Origin of the sequence: Mesorhizobium kowhaii, from assembly GCF_003253745.1 — a bacterium.
Classification (GTDB): domain Bacteria; phylum Pseudomonadota; class Alphaproteobacteria; order Rhizobiales; family Rhizobiaceae; genus Mesorhizobium; species Mesorhizobium kowhaii.
This window is the reverse complement of record NZ_MZXV01000013.1, coordinates 1,101,852-1,124,197: the sequence shown is the minus strand read 5'-3', so window position 1 is coordinate 1,124,197 and position 22,346 is coordinate 1,101,852. Positions and strand designations below refer to the sequence as shown.

Genomic DNA, 22,346 nt, shown 5'->3' with positions numbered 1-22,346 from the left:
GGCCTTCGGATGCGATCAACCCTGTTTTTGTTGCACGACCTTGCCTGGGAGTCCGCAACTTTTTTGAGAAGCGCGGACCAACAGGGGCGGACGATGCAAAGAGCGGGGGGAAAGGGACTGACGTCCCTTTCCCCGATCCGTGCGATCAAGCCTGCTCGAGCCAGACCTTGCCGTAGTCGCGCTCGTATGTCGGGTGCATCTTGTAGTTCTGCACCGCCTTGACCGAGTGACTGTAGAGCTTGCGCCAGAAGGGCTGGATGATGATGCCGGAATCCTGCAGGGTCTGCTGGATGTCCTTCATCATCTCCTTGCGCTTGGCGGCGTCGGCGACCGAAAGCGCGGCGTTGAGCTTGGCATCCCAATCGGGATTCGACCAAGCTGTCTCATTCCAAGCTTCGCCGGTGCGGTAGCCGATCGCCAGAACCTGGACGCCGAGCGGCCGCATGTTCCAGGTGGTCATCGACAGCGGATACTTGGTCCAGTCGTTCCAGAACGTCGAACCGGGCAGCACCGTGCGCTTCACCTTGATACCGGCGTCGCGCAGCTGAGCGGCAATCGCATCGCCGGTGTTCTTGTTCCAGTCCTCGTCGGCCGTGATCAGTTCATGCTCGAAATCGGCATGGCCGGATTCCGCCATAAGGGCCTTTGCCTTGGCGGGGTCGCGCGCGATTTTCGGCAATTCGTAATATTCCGGGTGAATCGCGCAGACATGGTGGTTCTCGGCGACAGTCCCGGCATTGCCGTAACCGAGCTGGAGGACGACAGCGTTGTCGACGCCGAGTTGCAGCGCCTGACGCACCTTCTGGTTCTCGTAAGGCTTGTTGGTCACGTTGGTGCGGCAGACGATGGTGGCTGCGGTCACCACCTCGGACTTCACCAGATCCATGCCGTCGAGGATCGACACATAGTCAGCCGAGGTTTCGTAGTTAGTGTGTATTTCGCCGGCTTCGAAGGCGCTGACCATCGCCGCCGGATCGGTGCCGTAGTCGATGAACTCGACGCCGTCGAGGAAGACCTCGCCATCCCACCACTTGTTGTCTTCGCGGCGTTTGTAGACCACTTTCTGGCCGACATCGTAGGAGACGAGTTCGAACGGGCCGGTGCCGATCGGGCAGGCCTTGAAGTCGCCGCCCTTCTCGTCGAAGCTCTTGTGAACGATGAGGCCCGGATAGTCGCACAGGTTCGGGATGAGCGCGATATCGGCCTTGCCCAGCTTCAGCTTGACAGTCATATCGTCGACCTTGGTCACGGCGCTTTCGTCCAGCTTATCGTCCTTGACCAGCGAGCCGAGACGGCCTGGCATGGAGTTGCCTTCGGCTTTCTTGTCGCCCCAGCGCTTGAGGTTGAAGATCACGTCGTCGGCGGTGAATGCATCGCCGTTCGACCAGGTCACGCCCTTGCGCACATGCAGTGTGTATTCGGTGGCGTCGTCGTTCACATCCCAGCTCTCCAGAAGATAGGGACGGAACGTGTATTCGGTGGTGTACTTGACCAGCGGCTCGAGCGCCTGGCGCTCGGCATTGGCGATTTCCGACCAGTCGGCCTTGCGCGGATCCTTCGGATCCTTGATCCACTGGGCGATCTTCAGCGTGCCGCCCTTCTTGCCTTTTACCTCTTCGGCCTTCGCCGGCGTCGGGTCGGCGAGGCCGAGCAAGCCGTAAGCCATTGCCGTCGATGCACCGAAGACGCTGGCCATGGCCAGGAATTCGCGGCGATCCACCTTGCCTGCCTTGGCGTCTGCGGCCATGGCGAGGATGTGATCGGGAACGCGATCGCTGTTACTCTTGTAAATTGTCATGACTTAACTCCCATTGTTGGCTTTCCGCCTTTTAACATTCCGCATCCGAGCCATGATGTCAAAGACGGCATGGATTGGGAACATGTTAGCGAATGTGCAACTTTGGAAAGGGAGCGGTTCGCGTGATAACGACAGTCTTGGCGCAAAATTGCTACTGCCTACGGATTCCTCTGGAATCTCGAAAGTCGATTAAAGTGAGACATTTACTCAAGGCTGGACAGCGCCAGCCTTGAGCCACCATAGGGCCAAAAGCCCCATCGAAATATCAATATTCCTTCTCGTAGAAGATGCCGCCCTTGGCTTCGCCGGCATCATTGGCCTCGCCGCGCAATTTGACACCGCGCCCGACATTGAGGTCGATGGTCGCCTTGCCGGAACCCGGCTTGTCGCCCTTCTGGATCGTCACATAGGTGCGGTCGTTCAAATACTTGCCGGCCGAAACCGCTGTGCCACCCTTGTCGTCCGTGGTTACATCCAGATCGTCGACGCCGATGGCGCTGCGCAGGTTTTCAAGCAGCGACGTCGAGCCGCCGACGCCGGCCAGTTGCCCGGCCGCTTCGGCGAGCTGGGCGATCTGCAGCGGCGACAGGTTCGACATCGAGCGGCCGAAGATTAGCTGCGCCAGCACCTCGTCCTCGGGCAGCGCCGGCACCGACGAGAAGCTGAATTTCGGATTGGTCGCCTCGCCCGACACCACGATGGTGACGGTGGTGCTGGTCGTCGTCGTTGTCGCCGTCAAATTGAGATAGGGCACCAGCGAGCCGGAGAAGCCGACCGTACCTTCGGTGAAAGTCAGCCGCTTGCCAAGGATCGACAGCCGACCGCGCTGCAGGGTGAAGGTGCCGACCGCGTGCGGCGACGATGCCGGGCCGGTCAGCCTGAGCGAGCCGCCGAGTTCGGCATCGACGCCCCTGCCCTGGATGAAGATCTGGTTCGGCGCGTTGACCGTGACATCGAGGTTGAGGCCGCTGCCGCTGCCGCCGCCACCGCCACTGGTCGTCGGCGGACGCAGCGCCTTGTCCTGCGCCCGCACGGCGCCAGGCGCATTCTTGTGCTTGACGTCGAGCGCAGAAAGCGAGCCCGGCAGCTTGTCTGGAACCGTGATCACCGTCTTGGCGAGATTGATGGTGCCGGCAATCACCGGTGCGGAGGTCAGCGGTCCCTTGATTGTCAGGTCGCCGCCGAGATTGGCGGTCACCACCCGGCCGTCCGTATAGCGGCCGTCGACCAGCTTGATCGACAGATCGGCCGGAAACCCTTGCGCCGGGTTGATGCCGACCGTGCCACTGGCCGACAGGCTGCCGCGCGTCGACAGCGTGCCGGTCAGCCGGTTGATCCTGGCAACGCCGCCGGCGATCGACACGTCCGCGGCGAGATCGTTGACCGCGAGGCCTGAGCGCGCATCGACCAGGCGCGCGCCGGAGGTGCCGACCGAGCCGCCGATGACAGGCGATGTCGCGGGACCGCGCACCTGCACATTGACATTGGCGGTTCCAGACAGCGACAGCCCTTGCGCGGCGAGCTTCTGGCTGAGTAGGCCGAAGGGCACGGCGCCATTGAAGTCGAGCACCAGCGCCGGCGTGCCTGCCGTCGTCACGCTGCCGCCGCCCTTGAGGCCAAGGCCGGCTCCATCACTGACATTGGCGTTGAAGGTCAGCTTGTTGGCGGCGAAGGTGCCGGAAGAAGAAACACCCACCGCACCGATACCGGCACCCCGGGTCTGCGACGTCTGCACGCCGGTCGCGTCGATGTTGAAGGCAACAGCGGGGCTCGCTGGCGCACCCGTCACCTTCACCGTGCCCGAGATCGAACCGGCGGCATCGAGGCCCTGCGAGAAACTGTTGGCAAGCGACATCGGCACCCGCGCCAGCGTCGCATTGATGTCGAGCGCAGTGCCGACCTTGCCGGTCACCGTCGCCGTGCCGCCGCCAAGGTTGAGCACCAGCCGGTCCAGCGTCGTCGTGCCATTGGCAATGCTGACGGTCGAGACCTGGGCGATGGCCGCCTTGATACCCTGGACGGTCGCCCGGCCGGAAGCCAGTTCGATGGTCGTCGTGCCGTTGGCCACTTTCACCCGGCCAGCGGCCTGCGCCGGAATACCCTTGACGGTGGCGCCGCCGGAAAAGCCGGTCCAGTCGCCATCGCGCTTCAAATCCACATTGATGCCGCTGATCACGGTGCCGCCGGAGGTGACGGTGTCGGCGCGGATCTTTCCGGAGATCACCGGGGCCGCGAGATAGTTGGCGATGAGCGCATCGATGGAAACGGCCTTTGCCTGCAGATCGCCGCGCGAGATCGATGCCGTCGCCGCCTTGATGGCGACTTGCGGTGCGGCGCCATTTTTCGAGAAAGCGATGGTGCCACGCACGTCGCCTTCCGCCTTTTCCAGCGCAAGCGCCGCGAGCGGGCCGATATCGGGCAGGTCGAGCGCGATGGTGCCGACCGGCACGAACTTCCCGTCCAGCGCCAGATCGCCGGAGATCCTGTTCTGGCCGAGTGACAGCAGCAGGCCGTTGATGGCGCTCTTGCCGTTAGCCGTCGCCAAGACCGCACTGCCCTGCAGTGCCTGGCCGGCGACATTGCCGGTCAGCTGCACATTCGCCGCCGGGTTGGCGGCATCTGCCTTGCCGGTGGCGGTGAGCTTCAGCCCGGTAATCTCGCGCGCCGCCACCAGCAGCCGGTCGCTGTCGACCGTCAGCGACAGATCGGGCGCGGTGGCAGGGCCCTGCGCATTCAGGGCGAAGGCGATGGCGCCCTTGGCGTCTTTCGAAAGCAGCGAAATATCGCTCAGCCCGCCCTTGATGTCGGCGGCGACCTTGTTATCGGCAAGGCTGGCCTGCCCCTCGGCGGTCAGCGCACCGGAGGCCAGCTTCAATCCATCGACATTGACATTGCCCGACGCATCGCGCATCAGCGCAGCACTCAATTCCGCGCGTTCGGCAAGCACGCCGCGCACCGCGGCCGGCAGTGCCGCGGAGGCGGCGTCGGCCTTCAAATTGAGCTCGATGGCGCCGTCGGCCAGCGATACCCGGCCGTTAAAACCGCTGTTTAGTGCGTCGCTTGTCACCGAGCCGCTGTCGATGGTGACGGCGTCTGCAGCGAGGCTGCCAGCAACCTTGGCCGTGACCTTGCCGGCGATCAGCGGTGCAATGGTTGGGTTGTCGAGGCCGATCCGGTCGGCCGACACTGTACCGGAGATCGGCCCTGTCCGGGCCTTCAGATCGAAAGCATCGGAATGTAAGGCGACAGTGACGCCTTCCACCTTGGTCAGCTTGGTGGCGACCGAGGGCAGCGTCGCCGAAATGTCGAGCCGCGGCTGCGTGCCCTGCCCCGCTGCCTTTACCGACAGCGCCTGCAGTTCGAGCTTGATCGGGCTTTCCGCGCTGCCCAGCGTCAGCGGCAGACTGGGTCCGGCCGAGGCAAGATCGAGGGCGAAATCGCTGGCGCCGTTCGGGTTGAGGGTGCCCGCCGCCTTGCCGGAAATCTTGTCGCCGGAGAGCGTCGCATGGTCGAGAGCGACGCCGCCGGCTATGGTGTAGCTGCCGGCCGCGTCGACAGCGAGCGGCCCGAGCCCCGCCTGGCGGGTCTGGCTGGTTTCGACGCCGGCCAATTGTGCGTTGAACCGAACCTCGGGCGCCGACGGCGATCCAGTCACTTGCGCAGTGCCGCCGAGGGTACCCACCGCATCGAGTCCGGGCGAAAAATCATTGGCAAGGGTGGCCGGCAGTGCTGAGAATTGCGCCGCCAGATCGAGCGCCTGGCCGGCGGTGCCGGACAGCGTCACCGAGCCGCCGCCGACATCGAGCGCCAGTTTTTCAATGCTGGTCGTGCCATTGGCGATGCTCAACGTCGATGGCTGCGCGATCGCTGCCTTGATGCCGCGAACAGTGGCTTCGCCAGAGGCAATCTCGACGCTGGTCGTGCCGTCAGCGATCTTGACCCGGCCGGCAGCGGTCGCCGGAATGCCCGATATGGTGGCGCCGCCGGCAAAATTGGTCCAGTCGCCGTCGCGCTTGAGGTCGACGCCGATGCCGCCGATTTCCGTGGTTCCGGAGATGACGCTATCGGCCTTGATCGAACCGGCGATCGCCGGCGCCTTGAGATAATTGGCAATCAGCGCATTGACGGTGATGGCCTTGGCCGTCACCTCGCCGCGCGCGATCGACGTGCTCTTGGCGTCGATCGCGACGGAGGGCGCGTCGCCATCCTTGGCGAAGCGGATGGTGCCGTCGATGTCGCCCGTCACCGCCTGGCCGGCGAGCGCTGCCAATTGGTCAATGGCGGGCGCGTCGAGCGTCAGCGTGCCCAAAGGCATGAATTTGTCATCCAGCGCGAGGTCGCCCGAGACCTTGTTGTCGCCGAGCGACACCAGGAAGCCATTGATCGAACGCTTGCCCTCGCTCGTCACCAGCGCTGCCTTGATGTCGAGCGGCTCGTCGTTGACGGAACCGGTCAGCGAGACAGTGGCGGCGGGGTTGGCGATGTCGGCCTTGCCGCTTGCCGTCAGCTTGATGGTCCTCACCGTACGGCCAGAGGCCGTCAGGCTGTCGCTGTCGGCGGAGACCGTGAAATCCGGCGCTGTCCTGGCGCCGCTTGCCGAAAGCGCGAAATCGACGCCGCCGGCAACCGGTACGCCGACCATCGGCGACAGCACCGAAACATCGCCCAGCCTGCCCTTGATGTCGGCCTGGATGTCCGTGCCTTGCGCACTGGCGGTGCCGCTGGCGCTGAGCGTGCCGGAGGTGAATGAGATCGAGTTGGCAGCGAAGGATCCCTGCGGATCGCGGGTCGCAATGGCCGAGAATTTCACCCGGGCGCCGAGCACCGAGCTGATCTGCGGTGGCAAGGCAGTCGCCACCGCATCGGCATTCATCTTGAGCTGCATCGACAGGTCGGCAAGTGCCACCGTCGCCGTCAGCGAGGCGTTGAGCGCGTCGGAGCGCAAGGTGCCCTGGTCGATGGCAATGGCGTCCTTACTGACCGACCCGGCCAGATCGACGTCGACCTTGCCGGTGATCAGCGGCGCCAGTGTCGCCACGTCGGTTTTGAGCCCGCCCGCCTCCAGCTTGACGGTGACGGGCCCGGCGCGGTTCTGGATATCGAAGCCGTCGGAATGGATCTGTGCCGCCAGATCGTCCAGCCGCGTGCCGCCGGCGACGATTGAAGCGAAGGAGGCACCGATGTCGATGATCGGCGTCTTGCCGTCGCCGAACGCGCGTGCGGTGGCGTTGTTTATCGCCAGCGTGATCGGCTGCGCCTTGCTGCCGACGCTGATCACCACAGGCGGGCCCTTGGTGGCGAGTTCGACCGCGAGATCGCTGGCACCGGCAGGATCGACGATGCCGGATGCGGTGCCGTGCACCGCATCGCTGTCGATGTTGGCCCTGTCGACACTGACACCGCCGGCTGATGTGGTGGTGCCGGCGACATCGAAGCTGGTCTTGCCGGCAAACAGCGGCTTCAAATTCTCCGGCAGGAAGCGGGCGAAATCGCCGTCGCCCTTGGCCTCGACGTGATTGCCCTTGTCAGTCAGTTGATGGCGCCCGGTGAGCTGGGTGACGATCTGGCCATCGACAACGAAGGTACCGATGCCGCTCCAGTTGGCCAGCGGCCCCGTTCCCGAGACAAGGATCTCGACCGGCGGCGCATCAGGCAAATTGAGCAGATTGGCGATGATACCGCCCGCCGGCTCCGATGCCTTCAGATCGAGGTCGAGCTTGTTGTCGGCTGGCGCGAAATGGACTTTGGCGTCGACATTGCCTTGCTTGCCGTCATGGCGGGTGACATTGAGCGTCGTCTCGACCGCCAGCGGCGCGGCGTCGGCCTTGAGCATCCCCTTGGCGGCAAGCTCGGCGATGCCGCTGCCGGCCAAATCCTGGCCGAGCGCGATTTCGGGAAGGTCGATCTGCTTGATGTCAAGCGAGACCGGCAGCGTCGTCGTGCCGCCGCTCTGCGCAGGCTGCGTGCCGGCGACCGGCAACCGGGCCAGTTCGATGCGCCCGGCCGCAATGCGCTCGGCACTGAAGCTTTTCGACAGCAGCGCCAGCGGCGACCAGTCGACGGCGACCTTGCGCGCCACCAGCCAGGCGCCCTCACGGTCCTCCAGCACGACATGGTCGACGCTAAGCGCGCCCGACCAGATGCCGTCAATGCCGCTGACCGTGACCTTGCGATCATCGCTCGAGGCCAGCCGCGAAATGATGCCGGCGAGATTGTCGCGTCCGCGCTCGGTCTTGGTCAGCACCACCAGCGCGCCGATCGCTCCGGCAACCGCGATGAGCAGCGTATAGAGGACAATGCGAAGGATGCGCCTGAATATCTTCATCGCTCAGAACGCCTGTCCGATGCCGGCATAGATGCCGAAATGCGGATCGCCGGGGTCGCGGTTCAGTGGCACGGCGGCGTCGATGCGCAGCGGCCCGAATGGCGTGACATAGCGCAGGCCGACACCGGCGCCGACCTTGACGTCGGAGAAATTGGGAACCGATTTGGTCGACACCGTGCCGGCATCGACGAACGGCACGATGCCGATCGTGTCGGTGATCGCGATGCGCATTTCGACCGAGGTCTCGAAGAAGGACAGACCGCCGATCGGCTGGCCGGTGAAATCCTTGGGGCCGATGCCCTGATAGGCGTAGCCGCGCACCGAACCGCCGCCGCCGGAATAGAAGCGCCGGTCGGCAGGCACATTCTGAAGCCCTGTGCCAACGATCGAACCAACCGCGACACGCTCGGCCAGCACGAACTTCGAAGCCGAATCCAGCGACTGATAGGCCGATCCCTCGCCCTTCAGCTTGAGGAAGGCCGCACCGCTCAGAATGTCGTAGCTCGGCTCGGCATAGGCCAGCACCCGGAAGCCGCTGGTCGGGTTCAGCCTGTTGTCACGGTTATCATAGACATATTGCAGCGGGATGCTGGCGATCAGATATTTGTGCTTGCCGAAAGCGTCGTGGATACGGGAATAGTCGAGCGACACTTCCGCCGAAACCGTCTGCTTCTTGGTCAGTTCGTACGACAGGCCGGTGCTGCCCTTGACCGAGAAATGGTCATAGGCGTCCGGATGTTCGAGCACCGTCTTGAAACTGGCGAAGAACTTTGAAGCCGGCCCGATCACGCCCGGCTTTTCGAACATAATGCCGGCATTGTAGTTGAGCTGGCTGAGATCATTGCTGCCGATGCCGCTGATGGCGCCGTCGATGCGCAGCTTTTCAGCCCGGCCAAACAGGTTGCGGTGGCCCCAATAGCCTTCCAGGCCGAGGCCCTCGGTGTTGGAGAAGGTGCCGCCGACACCGAAAAAGCGTGGCTTGCGCTCGCTGACCTGGACGCCGATTGGAATGTTGCCGTCGGCATCGAGCTTGTCGGCCTCTTTGAACGTCACACTGTTAAACACCTCGAGCGCCAGCAACCGGTCGCGCGCATCGCTGATCTCGTCGGGCGAGTATTGTCGGCCGCGCTTGAGGCCGGTCATGTATTCGGTGAAGTCGCGGTCGACCTTATCGGTGCCTTCAACCGTGGTGTCGCCATAGCCGGCGACCGGCCCGGCGGCGACCGTCAGCGTCACGTCGAGCGTCGAGGTGGCATGGTCGGCGACGATCTGGCGGTCGGTCACCTTGGCCAGCGGCCTGCCCTCCTGCTTCAACGCCCGCACGATCAGCGCCTCGGCCTTGAGCACGGCGCCGGAACCGGCATCGCCGCCGGCGATCAGGCCATAGTCGGCGCTCATCAGCCCCGCCGCGTCGCCCTCCAGCCGGATATTGCCGAGAGTGAATTTCGGCCCGCTGGCGATATCGATGACCACCGGGACCGGCTGCGGACCCTTGAATTCGGCATCGGGCGGCAAATCGTCGAGCGGCTTGCCGTCGATGGTGATGGTGACGACGCCTTCGTAGCGGGCATCGGCGTAGAGCGCGGCGATCAGCTGTTCACGGTCGCTGCGTGCCTTGGCCATCAGCCCGAGCGAGCCGGAAACCGGACGCTCCTCGTCGCCTTTCAGCGTCGAGGCGTTTTCGAGCTTCTTGACGAGATCCTTGTCGGCATCGGGCGCGGAAATGGTGACGGCATAGCGCAGCGGATCGACGATGTCGGCGTCCTCGTCCTTCGACGATCCCCACAGCTTGATGCCGAAGAGCTCGAAAGCGACAGCATTTCCGGCCTCGGCGACAAGCGCGGTCGAGCAGAGCATGGCCAAAAGCAGGGCGCGCGAAAGCACACGCCCTGGCGCGGTACCTCCTGACATCTGCTCTTCATGCGCCGGCATTAAGACAACCTAGATTGAAAAACTAAAATTGGAATGAAGTTCTGAAGCGCTCGTAAAGGGGCCACAATCCAATTGTCTGAAATAGGACGGGCTTGGAATTCACACCTTCTGCGTCGCCGCAAGAAAGCGTGATCCCCTGTCCTATGGAGGTACTACCGGCGATCGGCCGGAAAGGAAACCGTTGGCAGGCGGAACCCTGCCGCGTCCTTGTGTTGACAAGCCTGACTGATGCTTGATCATGCCTGGACGTCAGCAGTGTCTGGGAGGGTGTTATGGCAATGCGCGCGGCTCGTGGTCTGTCGATCCTGATTCTTATCTTTTTTGCCTGGGCCAATGTCTTAGCCTGGAGCGGTGTCGCGCAAGCGACTGAGGCCCGGCGAATCGCGACAACAGACAATTCCGATTATTTCGGCTTTGATCTCAGGTCCGACCAGAATCTCACGCTCGACCAGTGCAAGACGACATGTCTTGGCGATCCGGCCTGCCGCGCCTTCACCTACAACACCAAGGCCAAATGGTGTTTCCTCAAATCCGACTACAACCAGCTGAAGCCTTTCAACGGCGCGGTCGCCGGCAAGGTCGTCAACATCGATGGCGACCCCGACATCGGCGCGCCGCCGGAACTTGCCTTCTTCCCCAACTGGATGGCCGACCAGGCCCAGCAATACCGCAACAAGCTGTTGGGTCCGGCCTATATCAAGCCGACCGAAGGGCTGACGGCGCTGACGAATGCCGCCGAGCAGTCTGTGCTTACCGGCGACCACCGCTCCGCCATGCTGAGATATGAAGGCGCCGTGTCCGTCATGCCCGATGATGGCCAGCTCTGGCTCAACCTGGCGCGCGAAACGCTGGCCGTGCAGCCTGCCGCCAACACCTCCGAAGCCTCCACTTTGCCGGCAAACGGCACTTCGGCCGCCTTCAACGCCTACAAGCTGTTGCGCACCACCAAGACGCGCGCCGAAGTGCTGGCGTTGCTCGGCAACGGCCTCGACAAGCGTGATCTATACCGGCCGGCCCTGCAGGCCTATGAGGCCAGCCTTGCGCTGGTACCCTCGCCGGCGGTCCAGGCCGACTACGCCGATCTGAAGGCCCGCAAGGGTTTCCGCGTCATCGACCACACCGTCGATGCCGACACCAGCGCGCCGCGCATCTGCGCGCAATTCTCCGAGGATCTGGTCAAGACCGGCGTCGACTACGCCCAGTTCGTCACCGTCGACAACGCGCCGCCCAAGGGCGTCGAGGCCAAGGACAAGCAGATCTGCGTCGAAGGTCTGGAGCATGGCCAGCATTACGACGTCACCTTCCGCGCCGGCCTGCCGGCCGCCATCGGCGAGGTGACTGCCGCGCCCGTGGTGCTGTCGATCTATGTCCAGGACCGGGCCCCCTCGGCCCGCTTCACCGGCGACAGCTTCGTGCTGCCGGCCGGCGCGCGCCGCGGCATTCCGGTCGTCACCGTCAACATGAACGCCGCCGCAATGAAGCTCTACCGCATCGGCGACCGTTCGCTGGCACAGCTTCTGTCGGGCTATCAGTTCCTCCACCAGCTCGACAGCTATGACATCTCCAACATTTCCGAGCAGATGGGCGAGCCGGTCTGGCAAGGCCAGCTCGACATCGCCAATGATCTGAACAAGGAGGTCACCACCTCCTTCCCGGTCGACGAAGCGCTGCCGCAGCGCAAGCCCGGCGTCTATGTGCTGACCGCCCAGGCCGTCAACGACAAGAGCGACGACTACAACTCGATGGCCACGCAATGGTTCGTCGTCTCCGACATCGGCCTGTCGACCTATACCGGCCAGGACGGCCTCAATGTCTTTGCCCGTTCGCTGGGCAGCGCCAAGCCCATTACAGGCGCCGAACTGACGCTGGTTGCCAGGAACAACGAGGTTCTCGGCACCGCGACCACGGATGCGGACGGCCACGCCGTCTTCAACCCTGGACTGACGCGTGGCGACGGCGGCATGGTGCCGGCGGTGCTGATGGCCAAGCAGGGCGATAATGATTTCGTCTTCCTCGACATGGGCCGGGCCGGCTTCGACCTGTCCGACCGCGGCGTCACCGGGCGCCCGGCGCCCGGCGCGCTCGACGTCTATGCCTGGACCGAGCGCGGCATCTACCGCGCCGGCGAGGATGTCCATGTCGCGGCCCTTGCCCGCGATGGCGCCGCCAAGGCGGTCGAGAACCTGCCGCTGACCTTCATCTTCTCGCGCCCCGACGGCGTCGAGGACCGCCGCATCGTCAGCGACGGCGCATCCGCCGGCGGCCATGCCGTCGACCTGCCGCTCGAGCCCAACGCCATGCGCGGCACCTGGTCGGTGTCGATCTACACCGATCCCAAGCAGCCGGCTGTCGCCAGCCAGATGTTCCTGGTCGAGGATTTCGTGCCGGATCGCATCGAATTCGACATGACCGCCGACAAACAGGAAATCGCGCAGGGCGAAACCGCTAACATCAACATTGACGGGCGCTTCCTCTATGGCGCGCCGGCGGCCGGCCTGGCACTGGAAGGTGAGTTGACGCTGTCGACGTCCCGCGATTGGGACCGTTTCCAGGGCTTTTCGTTCGGCCTCGCCGACGAGCAGTCGGCCGAACCCACGGTCACCCCCCTCACCGATCTGCCGGTGGTTGGCGATGACGGCAAGGTGACCTTCCCGGTCTCCGTTGAACAACTGCCCTCGACCACCAAGCTGGTCGACGCCAAGGTGACGGTGCGCATGCGCGAAACCGGCGGCCGCGCCATCGAGCGTTCGCTCAACATCGGCATCCGCCCGCAAGGCCATATGATCGGCATCCGTCCGGATTTCGCCGACAATGAAGTGCCGCAAGGCGGTACGGCCAAGTTCAGCCTGATCGCCGTCGATCCCGACGGCAAGCGTGAGGCGCTGAAAGGCGCGCAATGGACGCTGGTCAAGGTTGATCGCAATTACCAGTGGTACCGCTCCAACAACTCCTGGAACTACGAGCCGGTCACCTTCACCAAGTCGATCGCCAACGGCCAGGTCGACCTCAGCGCCGACGGCGACGCAACGGTCTCCGTGCCGGTCGATTGGGGCCAGTACCGGCTCGAGGTCGAGACATCGGATCCCGAGGGACCAGCGACCAGCTACGAGTTCGACGCCGGCTGGTACGTCTCCTCGACCACCACCGAAACGCCTGACGGCCTCGAGATCGCCCTCGACAAGGACACCTATGCCGCTGGCGAAGTGGCCAAGCTCAAGGTCTCGCCGCATTTTGCCGGCGAACTTCTGATCAACATCGGCTCCGACAAGCTGCTGAAGACCGTCACGGCAACCGTGCCGTCCGGCGGCAGCACCGTCGACATCCCGGTCGGCGACGACTGGGGCGCCGGTGCCTATGTCACGGCAACCCTGTTCCGGCCTGGCGATGCGCAGGAGACGCGCATGCCGGCCCGCGCCATCGGCGTGAAATGGCTGAAGGTCGATCCGGGCTCGAAGAAGCTCGCCGTCACCCTGACGCCGCCGGACAAGACGATGCCGCGCCAGCAGCTGTCGATCCCGGTCGCGGTGGCCGGCGTGCAGCCGGGCAGCAATGCCTATGTCATGGTTGCCGCCGTCGATGTGGGCATCCTCAACCTGACCAACTACAAGGCGCCAGACCCGGAAAACTGGTTCTTCGGCCAGCGCATGCTGGGCATGGAAATCCGCGACCTCTACGGCCGCCTGATCGACGGCTCGCTGGGTAACACCGGCAAGCTCAGGACCGGCGGCGACGGCGCCAACATGCAGACGCAAGGTAGCCCGCCGACCGAAAAGCTGGTCGCCTTTTTCTCCGGTCCGGTTCAGCTCGATGCCGACGGCAAGGCGCGGATCGACTTCGACATTCCGCAGTTCAACGGCACCGTGCGCGTCATGGCTGTCGCCTGGACCAAGGAAGCGGTCGGCCATGCCCAGTCCGACGTCATCGTGCGCGATCCGGTGGTCATCACCGCCGGCCTGCCGCGCTTCCTGGCGCCTGGTGACGCCGCCGTGATGCGCCTCGATGTCGCCGACACCGATGGCCCGGCCGGTGACTATGCGCTGTCGATAAACACGACAGGCGACCTGTCGACCGGCGACAAGCCTCTGCCTGAAAAGCTGACGCTGGCCAAGGGCAAGCGGCAGACCCTGACCGTGCCGCTGATCGCACAGACGGCGGGCAACGCCTCGATCACCATCAAGCTTGCCCATACCGACGGCACTGCCGTCGAGCAGACGCTCTATGTGCCGGTGCGTCCGGCGCAATTGCCGGTCACCACCCGCCTGGTGGTCGACCTCAAGGGCAATGGCGGCGCGCTGCGCGTCGACAAGGAGCTCTTGGCGGCAAGCCTGCTCGACGGCGCCTCCGTCAGCGTCGGCGTTTCGCAAGCGGCAGCCTTCGACGTGCCGTCGCTTTTGATGACGCTCGACCGCTACCCCTATGGTTGCGCCGAGCAGACAACCAGCCGCGCCATGCCGCTTCTCTACGTCAATGAATTGGCGTCCGGCATCGGCATGGCCAGCGACCCCGACCTGCATGGCCGCATCCAGGATGCTATCTACAAGGTTCTGAGCTACCAGGCCTCGGCCGGCAGCTTCGGCCTGTGGGGCCCGGGCTCCGGCGATCTCTGGCTCGACGCCTATGTCACCGACTTCCTGACCAGGGCGCGCGAGCAGAAATACGACGTGCCGAGCCTGGCCATGAACCAGGCGCTGAGCAACCTGCAGAACTCGCTGGGCTACGACCAGAGCGTACAGGACCGTGGCAGCGAGATCGCCTACGCCCTCTACGACCTGGCTCGCAACAAGAAGGCCTCGATCGGCGACCTGCGCTACTATGCCGACACCCAGCTCGAAGCCTTCTCCAGCCCGATGGCGGTTGCCCAGCTGGCGGCGAGCCTGGCGCTCTACGGTGATACGCCGCGCGCCGAAGCGACGTTCAAGACCGCCCTGCAGCTCGCCAAGTCGACCAGCGACTACGATTACTACCGCTCCGACTACGGCTCGCCGCTACGTGACGGCGCGGCGATGCTGGCGCTGGCGGCGGAATCGAAGCCGGTGCCGACGATCGTGCCGGAGCTGATCAAGTTGGTGACCAAGGAACGCGCCGAAGCGGACTGGACCAGCACCCAGGACGAATCCTGGATGCTGCTGGCGGCCCGTGCACTGAAGGAAGGCAATGATTCGATCACGCTGACCGTCAATGGCGCGCCGCATTCAGGCGGCTATTCCAACCAGGTCAACGGCAGCGACCTGGTCGACAGCCCGCTCGCCATCGCCAACACCGGCAAGACCCCGCTGCAGGCCGTCGTCACCACCGTGGCGTCGCCAATCCAGCCGCTGCCGGCCAGCGGCGACGGCTTCACCATCGGCCGCACCTACTACAAGCTCGATGGCACTGAAGCCAACGTCACCGAGGCGACGCAGAACGAACGCTATGTTGTTGTGCTCAAGATCTACGAGCAGAACAGATGGCCTTCGCGACTCTTGATCACCGACCTGTTGCCGGCAGGCTTCGAGATCGACAATCCGGGCCTGGTCTCCAGTGCTCAATTGTCGAACTTCTCCTGGCTCGCCCAGACCGACGCCGCCCATCTCGAATTCCGCGACGACCGTTTCGTCGCAGCGTTCAACCCCAATGAGGGCGACGGCGACCGCAACATCACGCTGGCCTATGTCGTGCGCGCGGTGACGCCCGGCACCTACGCCCATCCGGCGGCGACGGTGGAGGATATGTACCGGCCGCAATATTCGGCTCGCACCGCCACCGGCATGATGGAGGTCAAGGCGCCGTAGCGATGAAGAGGGCCGCGAACTGCTCGACTGAGGCTAACGACGTGCTGTCGCACCGCCCCTCACCCTTACCCTCTCCCCGTGAACAACGGGGAGAGGGGGTCGCCAGCGTTGGTGCGCTTCCCTTCTCCCCGTCACTACACGGGGAGAAGGTGCCGGCAGGCGGATGAGGGGCAGCGCCATGCTCTCGAAAAAATTCCTGCGCCGCGCAGCCATCACCGCAGCATCCTGCGCCGGCATCCTTGCCCTTTCCGTCGCTAGCCTCTGGGAACTCGATCGCGCCTTTCCGCCGCCGCTGCCGGCCGAACTCACGGTCTCGACGGAAGTTCAGGACCGCGACGGCCAGCTGTTGCGCGCCTTTGCCACGCCTGACGGCTATTGGCGGCTCGAAACCCGCCTCGACCAGGTCGACAAGCAGTTCGTCGACATGCTGGTCACCTATGAGGACAAGCGCTTCTGGGACCATGAGGGCGTCGACGTGCTGGCGCTGGCCCGCGCCGCCGGCCAGTTCGCCACCAGCGGCCATATCGTCTCCGGCGGCTCGACCCTGTCGATGCAGCTCGCCCGGCTGATCGAGCCGCGCGAAAGCCGCAGCCTCGGTTCCAAGATCAAGCAGATGCTGCGCGCCATCCAGATCGAGCGCCGGCTGTCCAAGCGCGAGATCCTCGAACGCTATTTGACGCTGGCGCCCTATGGCGGCAATCTGGAAGGTGTCCGCGCCGCCTCGCTCGCCTATTTCGGCAAGGAGCCGAAGCGGCTCACCGTTTCCGAAGCCGCCCTGCTCGTTGCCTTGCCGCAACTGCCGGAAAAGCGCCGGCCCGACCGCAACCTGCAGATCGGCCACGCCGCGCGCGACCGGGTACTGACCCGCATGGTCTCCTCCGGCCTGCTCGGCGAGCGCGAGGCCGCGCGTGCCGCCCTCGACGATGTGTCGGGTCTGCGCCGCACCTTGCCGACGCTCGCCGCCCACGCCGCCTATGCGATGCTGCCCAAGGCGGTGCCCGGCCAGCCCTTGCAACTGACGATCCGCAAGAGCGTCCAGGAAGGGCTGGAGCAGGTGGCCAGGGATGCCGCCACCAAGCTTGGGCCCCGCCTGTCCGTCGCCATGGTGCTGGCCGACGCCCGCACCGGCGACATTCTTGGCGAAGTCGGCTCGGCCAATTTCTTCGATGCCAGCCGCTCCGGCTGGATCGACATGACCAAGATCGTCCGCTCGCCCGGCTCGACGCTGAAGCCGTTCATCTATGGGCTTGCCTTCGAACAGGGGCTGGTGGCACAGGAAACGCTGATCGATGACAGCCCGGTCGATTTCTCCGGCTACCGGCCGAAGAATTTCGACATGGGCTACCAGGGCGACGTCAGCATCCGCCAGGCGCTGCAGCTGTCGCTCAACGTGCCGGCGATCCGCGTGCTCGACGCGGTCGGACCAACGCGGCTGATGGCGCGCTTTCGTCAGGCCGGTGTGAGCCCCACGCTGCCGGTCAACGAGGCGCCGGGCCTGGCCATCGGCCTCGGCGGCGTTGGGATTACGCTGCGCGATCTCGTCCAGCTCTACACGGGGCTCGCCAATGGCGGCAAGACGCACACTCTGCATGACGGCACCGAGCCGGCCAATGCCGAGCGCACCACCGCCACTATCCTCGACGGTCGGGCGAACTGGCAGATCATCGACATCTTGTCGGGCGTCAAGCCGCCCGAGGGCGCCTTGCAACGCGGCATCGCCTACAAGACCGGCACCTCCTATGGCTACCGCGACGCCTGGTCGGTCGGCTTCGACGGCCGTTATGTGCTGGGCGTCTGGGTCGGCCGTCCCGACGCCGGCGCGGTGCCTGGCCTCTCCGGCTATGTCTCGGCCGCCCCGATCCTGTTCGAGGGCTTTGTCCGTTCGGGTCTGGTCACCGTGCCGTTGCCGGGCAAGCCCCCCGGCGTCTTCAGCCCCAAACGCGAGGACCTGCCGGTGACGCTCGCCCGCTTCGGCGCCGGTTCGGACGGCCTGGTGCAGGCGACGCCGACCGAACCCGCGCCGACCATCATCTTTCCGCCGGACGGCGCCCGCGTCGACCTCGGCACCAACTCTGCTGATGCCTCGCCGCTGGTGCTGAAGCTGCAAGGCGGCCGCGCGCCGTTCCGCTGGCTAGCCAACGGCAAGCCGCTCATCGGCATCGACCGCCGCCGAACCGCGACGTGGCAACCGGACGGCGCCGGCTACTCGACGCTGACCGTCATCGACGCCGCTGGACGTGCGGCCAGCGTAAAGGTGTTCGTCGAGTGAAAGCGTTCCTTGCATAGAATGCGCCAGGCGATTCAGCGCATTGGCTTTTGCGCGCTGACGGTCGCGGCTTTCGCTCTGCCGGCCCATGCCGACACCCTGCCCGCCGGCTTTGTTCGCCTCACCGATATCGACCCCTCGATCCGCCAGGACATCCGTTACGCCGGATCGGGCAATTTCCTCCATCGCAAAGCCAATGGCTATGAGGCGCCGGTCTGCATACTCACCGAGCAGGCCGCCAGGGCGCTCTCCGGCATCCAGAAGGCAATTGCCGCCAAAGGCCTGACCCTGGTCGTGTTCGATTGCTACCGACCTGCCCGTGCCGTCGCCGACATGGGGCAATGGACGCGAGAGGGTGGGCCACCTGATCCGCAATGGTATCCGCGGGTCAAGCGTGGCGACCTCATCGCCAACGGCTATGTCGGTGAACTGTCCAGCCATTCTCGCGGCTCGACGGTCGATGTCGCCATCGCGCGAACCGACGGCATATCCGCGCCGAAACCGGCCTGCGGCGCTGTCGATGCCGACACGCTCGATTTCGGCAGCGGCTTCGACTGCTTTGACCCGATGAGCGAAACTGCCCACCGCGGGCTCGCCGGCGAGGTGGCGGCAAACCGCAGGATGCTTCTCGATGCCATGCGCGCCGCCGGCTTCAAAAACTATGCCCGCGAATGGTGGCACTTTACGCTGGAACACGAACCTTTCGCCAAGCAGCGTTTCGATTTTCCAATCACTGCCGAGTGAGGCGCCCAAGCCGGTGGTGGTCGACGATTTGTCGATGCCACATTCGCCGCGCGTCCATGACGGCGCGCTGTGGGTGCTCGATTCCGGCCGCGGCTTCCTGGTCCGCATCGATCCCAGCACGAAGGAAAAGCAGAACATCGCCTTCTGCCCCGGCTTCCTGCGCGGCCTGAGCCTTCATGGCCGCTTTGCCATCGTCACCACGTCCCTGCCCCGCGATGGCCTCTTCAAGGACCTGCCACTGCAGGCCAACCTGCAGACGCGCGACGCCGAGCCGCGCTGCGCGCTCTACATCATCGACCTGCACACCGGCGGCATAGCCGAGTGGATCGAGTTGAAGGGACACATCACCGAGTTGTTCGACGTCGCCGTCATTGCGGGCTGTCGCTGTCCCTCGTCGGTCCCGCTCAACAGCCCGAACATGGCCTCGCTGATCACCATCGACAGCGAAGGCTGAGCGAATCGCCCCCTCGCCGGCGAAGTCCTTGTCCCGGCCGGCCCCAAGCCTAGATGAAACATCAGGCAGGCTCGGCGTTCGCCCAGTCCAGCCATGAGGAAGAAATTTCTCCGCAGAGCGAAATGTCGTCGAGAATTTTCTTCAAGGGGGCAAAAAAGGCAAGATTGAATGCATCTAATTTCTATCATTTCAGTAGATTTGGCACGAGTTCAACGGAGGCAGAAATGACCAAACCTCATTTCAGGAAACTGCTCGGCGCACTGGTCGCCACATCTGTCCAGTTCGGCACGCTCGGTTTCGCGTTTGCCGATACCACCATTCTCAACGTGTCCTATGATCCGACACGCGAGCTCTACAAGGCCTATGACGAAGCTTTCGCGGCACATTGGAAGGCCGAGACCGGCGAAACGGTCACCATCCAGCAGTCGCATGGCGGATCGGGCGCCCAAGCCCGCGCCGTGATCGACGGCCTCGACGCCGATGTGGTGACGCTGGCGCTCGAAGGCGACATCAACGCCATCGTCTCGAAATCAAAGAAGATCAATCCCGACTGGCGCACCAAATTCGAAAACAATTCAGCGCCTTACACCTCGACGATCATCTTTCTCGTCCGCAAGGGCAATCCCAAGGGCATTCACGACTGGAACGACCTCGTCAAGGACGGCACACAGGTGATCACGCCCAACCCCAAGACCTCCGGCGGCGCGCGTTGGAACTATCTCGCCGCCTGGGCCTACGCCAACGCCAATGATGGCGGCGACGAGGCCAAGACCAAGGAGTTCGTCGGCAAGCTTTACGCCAACGCCCCGGTGCTCGACACCGGCGCGCGCGGCTCGACCGTGACCTTCGCACAAAAGGGCATCGGCGACGTGCTGATCGCCTGGGAAAACGATGCCTATCTGGCACTCGACGAATTCGGCGCCGACAATTTCGACATCGTCTACCCGCCGACATCGATCCTGGCCGAGCCGCCGGTGGCAATTGTCGACGCCAATGTCGACGCCAAGGGCACGCGCAAGGTGGCGGAAGCCTATCTGGGCTGGCTCTATTCCAAGGAAGGGCAGACGATCATCGCCAAGAACCACTATCGTCCGGCCAAGCCCGACCTTGTGGCGCCGGAGGACCTCCCCAAAACACCTGAAATCAAGCTGATCTCCATCGACGATCCGCTTTTTGGCGGCTGGAAGAAAGCACAGCCTTATCATTTCGGCGACGGTGGTATATTCGACCAGATCTACAAGCCGGCCCAGTGAGCTAGATCTAGATCAGGACGATATGACCACAGCACCCGCGCAGGCGGGGTGGCGATTCAGGCAGCCGAGTGTCATTCCGGGTTTCGGACTGACGCTCGGCTTCTCGCTTGCCTACCTCACCCTCATCATCCTCATCCCGCTGTCCGGGCTGCTCTGGCGCTCGGCCGCCCTTGGCTGGCCTGAATTCTGGGCCATCGCCACCGATCGCCGCACCATCAACGCGCTTGAAATCAGCTTCGGCACCGCCTTCATCGCGGCTGCCGTCAATGTCGTGTTCGGCACGCTGGTCGCCTGGGTGCTGGTGCGTTACCGCTTTCCCGGCCGCCGCATCGTCGATGCCATGGTCGACCTGCCCTTCGCGCTGCCGACGGCGGTGGCCGGCATCGCGCTGACGACACTCTATGCGCCGAACGGCTGGATCGGAAAATTGCTGATGCCGCTCGGCATCAAGGTCGCCTATACGCCGCTCGGCATCGTCATCGCGCTGATCTTCATCGGCCTGCCCTTCGTCGTGCGAACCGTGCAGCCGATCATGGAGGAGATCGACAAGGAGGTTGAGGAAGCCGCCGCCACGCTCGGCGCCAACCGCTTCCAGATCATCACCCGTATTCTGTTTCCGGGCCTGGCGCCGGCCATCGTCACCGGCTTCGCGCTCGCCTTCGCACGCGGCGTCGGCGAATACGGCTCGGTCATCTTCATCGCCGGCAACCTGCCCTACAAATCCGAGATCGCACCGCTGCTGATCGTCATTCGGCTGGAGGAATACAATTATCCGGCGGCGACCGCGATCGCGGCGATCATGCTCGCTTTGTCGTTCGTCATGCTGCTGGTCGTCAATCTCGTGCAGACATGGAGCCGCAAACGCTATGGCTGACCCCGAGATCAAATCCTACGAACCGTACCACGAGAGCCAGTCGGCGGCCGTCACGGAGAGCCGCCCGGCGCGCGTGGCGCTGATGACTATCGCCTTCGCCTTCCTCGGCATCTTCCTGCTGTTGCCGCTGATCATCGTCTTCAACGAAGCGCTGGCGAAAGGCGTCGGCGCCTATACGCAATCGCTGAGCGATCCCGACGCGCGCTCGGCGATCCGGCTGACGCTGCTTGTCGCCGCGATCTCGGTGCCGCTCAACATCGTCTTCGGCATCTCCGCCGCCTGGGCGATCGCCAAGTTCGAGTTCAAGGGCAAGGCCTTCCTGACCACGCTGATCGACCTGCCCTTCTCGGTCTCGCCGGTCATATCAGGTCTGGTCTATGTGCTTCTGTTCGGCGCCCAGGGGCTTCTCGGCGGCTGGCTGAAGGCGCATGGCATCGCCATCCTGTTTGCCGTGCCGGGCATCGTGCTGGCCACCGTCTTCGTCACCTTCCCCTTCGTCGCCCGCGAACTGATCCCGCTGATGCAGGAACAGGGCAATGGCGACGAGGAGGCAGCCCTGTCGCTTGGCGCCAATGGCTGGCAGACCTTCTGGTATGTGACATTGCCCAACGTCAAATGGGGGCTGCTCTACGGCGTGCTTCTGTGCAATGCACGTGCCATGGGCGAGTTCGGCGCGGTTTCGGTGGTGTCGGGTCACATACGCGGCCTGACCAACACCATGCCGCTGCATGTCGAAATCCTCTATAACGAGTACAACGCCGTCGGCGCCTTTGCCGTCGCTTCATTGCTTGCGGGCCTGGCGCTCGTCACGCTGGTCTTGAAAACACTTCTCGAGATGCGCTACGGCGCCGAGATCGCCGCGACGCGCGGACACTGAATGCATGTCGCCCAAAAGTGGGATACCGGTTTTGGGATAACGACATGCATCG

At 64.3% G+C, this 22,346-nt stretch carries 10 protein-coding genes; 7 read left to right on the top strand and 3 right to left on the bottom strand.

Features of this window, described 5'->3' with window-relative positions:
- Positions 1-145 precede the first annotated feature (145 nt).
- From B5V02_RS08075 to B5V02_RS08065, 3 genes are all read right to left on the bottom strand, one after another.
- Positions 146-1,798, bottom strand: coding sequence for an ABC transporter substrate-binding protein (locus tag B5V02_RS08075; RefSeq protein ID WP_111543586.1), 1,653 nt, complete (start codon positions 1,796-1,798; stop codon positions 146-148).
- 265 nt (positions 1,799-2,063) lie between these two features.
- Positions 2,064-8,123: a translocation/assembly module TamB domain-containing protein gene (locus B5V02_RS08070; RefSeq protein ID WP_111543585.1), complete on the bottom strand. Its 6,060-nt coding sequence runs from the start codon at positions 8,121-8,123 to the stop codon at positions 2,064-2,066.
- Positions 8,124-8,126: 3 nt separating this feature from the next.
- Entirely contained in the window at positions 8,127-10,055 is a 1,929-nt protein-coding gene (locus B5V02_RS08065; protein ID WP_111543584.1) for an autotransporter assembly complex protein TamA, read from the bottom strand.
- 272 nt (positions 10,056-10,327) lie between these two features.
- Between B5V02_RS08065 and B5V02_RS08060 the strand changes: the two genes are divergently transcribed.
- From B5V02_RS08060 to cysW, 7 genes are all read left to right on the top strand, one after another.
- Positions 10,328-15,826 (top strand): alpha-2-macroglobulin family protein, encoded by a 5,499-nt coding sequence (locus B5V02_RS08060; RefSeq protein WP_111543583.1) that lies wholly within the window; start codon positions 10,328-10,330, stop codon positions 15,824-15,826.
- 178 nt (positions 15,827-16,004) lie between these two features.
- Positions 16,005-18,095: a penicillin-binding protein 1C gene (gene pbpC / locus B5V02_RS08055; protein ID WP_245445770.1), complete on the top strand. Its 2,091-nt coding sequence runs from the start codon at positions 16,005-16,007 to the stop codon at positions 18,093-18,095.
- A gap of 18 nt (positions 18,096-18,113) precedes the next feature.
- Positions 18,114-18,836: a M15 family metallopeptidase gene (locus B5V02_RS08050; RefSeq protein WP_111543581.1), complete on the top strand. Its 723-nt coding sequence runs from the start codon at positions 18,114-18,116 to the stop codon at positions 18,834-18,836.
- Positions 18,724-19,290 (top strand): DUF4915 domain-containing protein, encoded by a 567-nt coding sequence (locus B5V02_RS08045; protein WP_111543580.1) that lies wholly within the window; start codon positions 18,724-18,726, stop codon positions 19,288-19,290. The genes B5V02_RS08050 and B5V02_RS08045 overlap by 113 nt, the downstream gene beginning before the upstream one ends.
- Before the next feature lie 224 nt (positions 19,291-19,514).
- Positions 19,515-20,543, top strand: coding sequence for a sulfate ABC transporter substrate-binding protein (locus B5V02_RS08040; RefSeq protein WP_111543579.1), 1,029 nt, complete (start codon positions 19,515-19,517; stop codon positions 20,541-20,543).
- A 22-nt stretch (positions 20,544-20,565) separates the two neighbouring features.
- Complete coding sequence (gene cysT / locus B5V02_RS08035) at positions 20,566-21,417, top strand: sulfate ABC transporter permease subunit CysT (RefSeq protein WP_111543578.1); 852 nt, start codon at positions 20,566-20,568, stop codon at positions 21,415-21,417.
- Positions 21,410-22,294 carry a sulfate ABC transporter permease subunit CysW gene (gene cysW / locus B5V02_RS08030; protein WP_111543577.1) on the top strand — a complete coding sequence of 295 codons (885 nt, stop codon included), beginning with the start codon at positions 21,410-21,412 and terminating at the stop codon, positions 22,292-22,294. The genes cysT and cysW overlap by 8 nt, the downstream gene beginning before the upstream one ends.
- The last annotated feature ends 52 nt before the right edge of the window (positions 22,295-22,346 follow it).

Excerpts from the sequence above, each read along its gene's own strand:
- B5V02_RS08060 (WP_111543583.1), top strand. The coding sequence starts at position 10,328 with ATGGCAATGCGCGCGGCTCGTGGTCTGTCGATCCTGATTCTTATCTTT.
- pbpC (WP_245445770.1), top strand. The coding sequence starts at position 16,005 with ATGCTCTCGAAAAAATTCCTGCGCCGCGCAGCCATCACCGCAGCATCC.
- cysW (WP_111543577.1), top strand. The coding sequence starts at position 21,410 with ATGGCTGACCCCGAGATCAAATCCTACGAACCGTACCACGAGAGCCAG.
- B5V02_RS08045 (WP_111543580.1), top strand. The coding sequence starts at position 18,724 with ATGCCATGCGCGCCGCCGGCTTCAAAAACTATGCCCGCGAATGGTGGC.
- B5V02_RS08075 (WP_111543586.1), bottom strand. The coding sequence starts at position 1,798 with ATGACAATTTACAAGAGTAACAGCGATCGCGTTCCCGATCACATCCTC.
- B5V02_RS08040 (WP_111543579.1), top strand. The coding sequence starts at position 19,515 with ATGACCAAACCTCATTTCAGGAAACTGCTCGGCGCACTGGTCGCCACA.
- cysT (WP_111543578.1), top strand. The coding sequence starts at position 20,566 with ATGACCACAGCACCCGCGCAGGCGGGGTGGCGATTCAGGCAGCCGAGT.
- B5V02_RS08050 (WP_111543581.1), top strand. The coding sequence starts at position 18,114 with ATGCGCCAGGCGATTCAGCGCATTGGCTTTTGCGCGCTGACGGTCGCG.
- B5V02_RS08065 (WP_111543584.1), bottom strand. The coding sequence starts at position 10,055 with ATGCCGGCGCATGAAGAGCAGATGTCAGGAGGTACCGCGCCAGGGCGT.
- B5V02_RS08070 (WP_111543585.1), bottom strand. The coding sequence starts at position 8,123 with ATGAAGATATTCAGGCGCATCCTTCGCATTGTCCTCTATACGCTGCTC.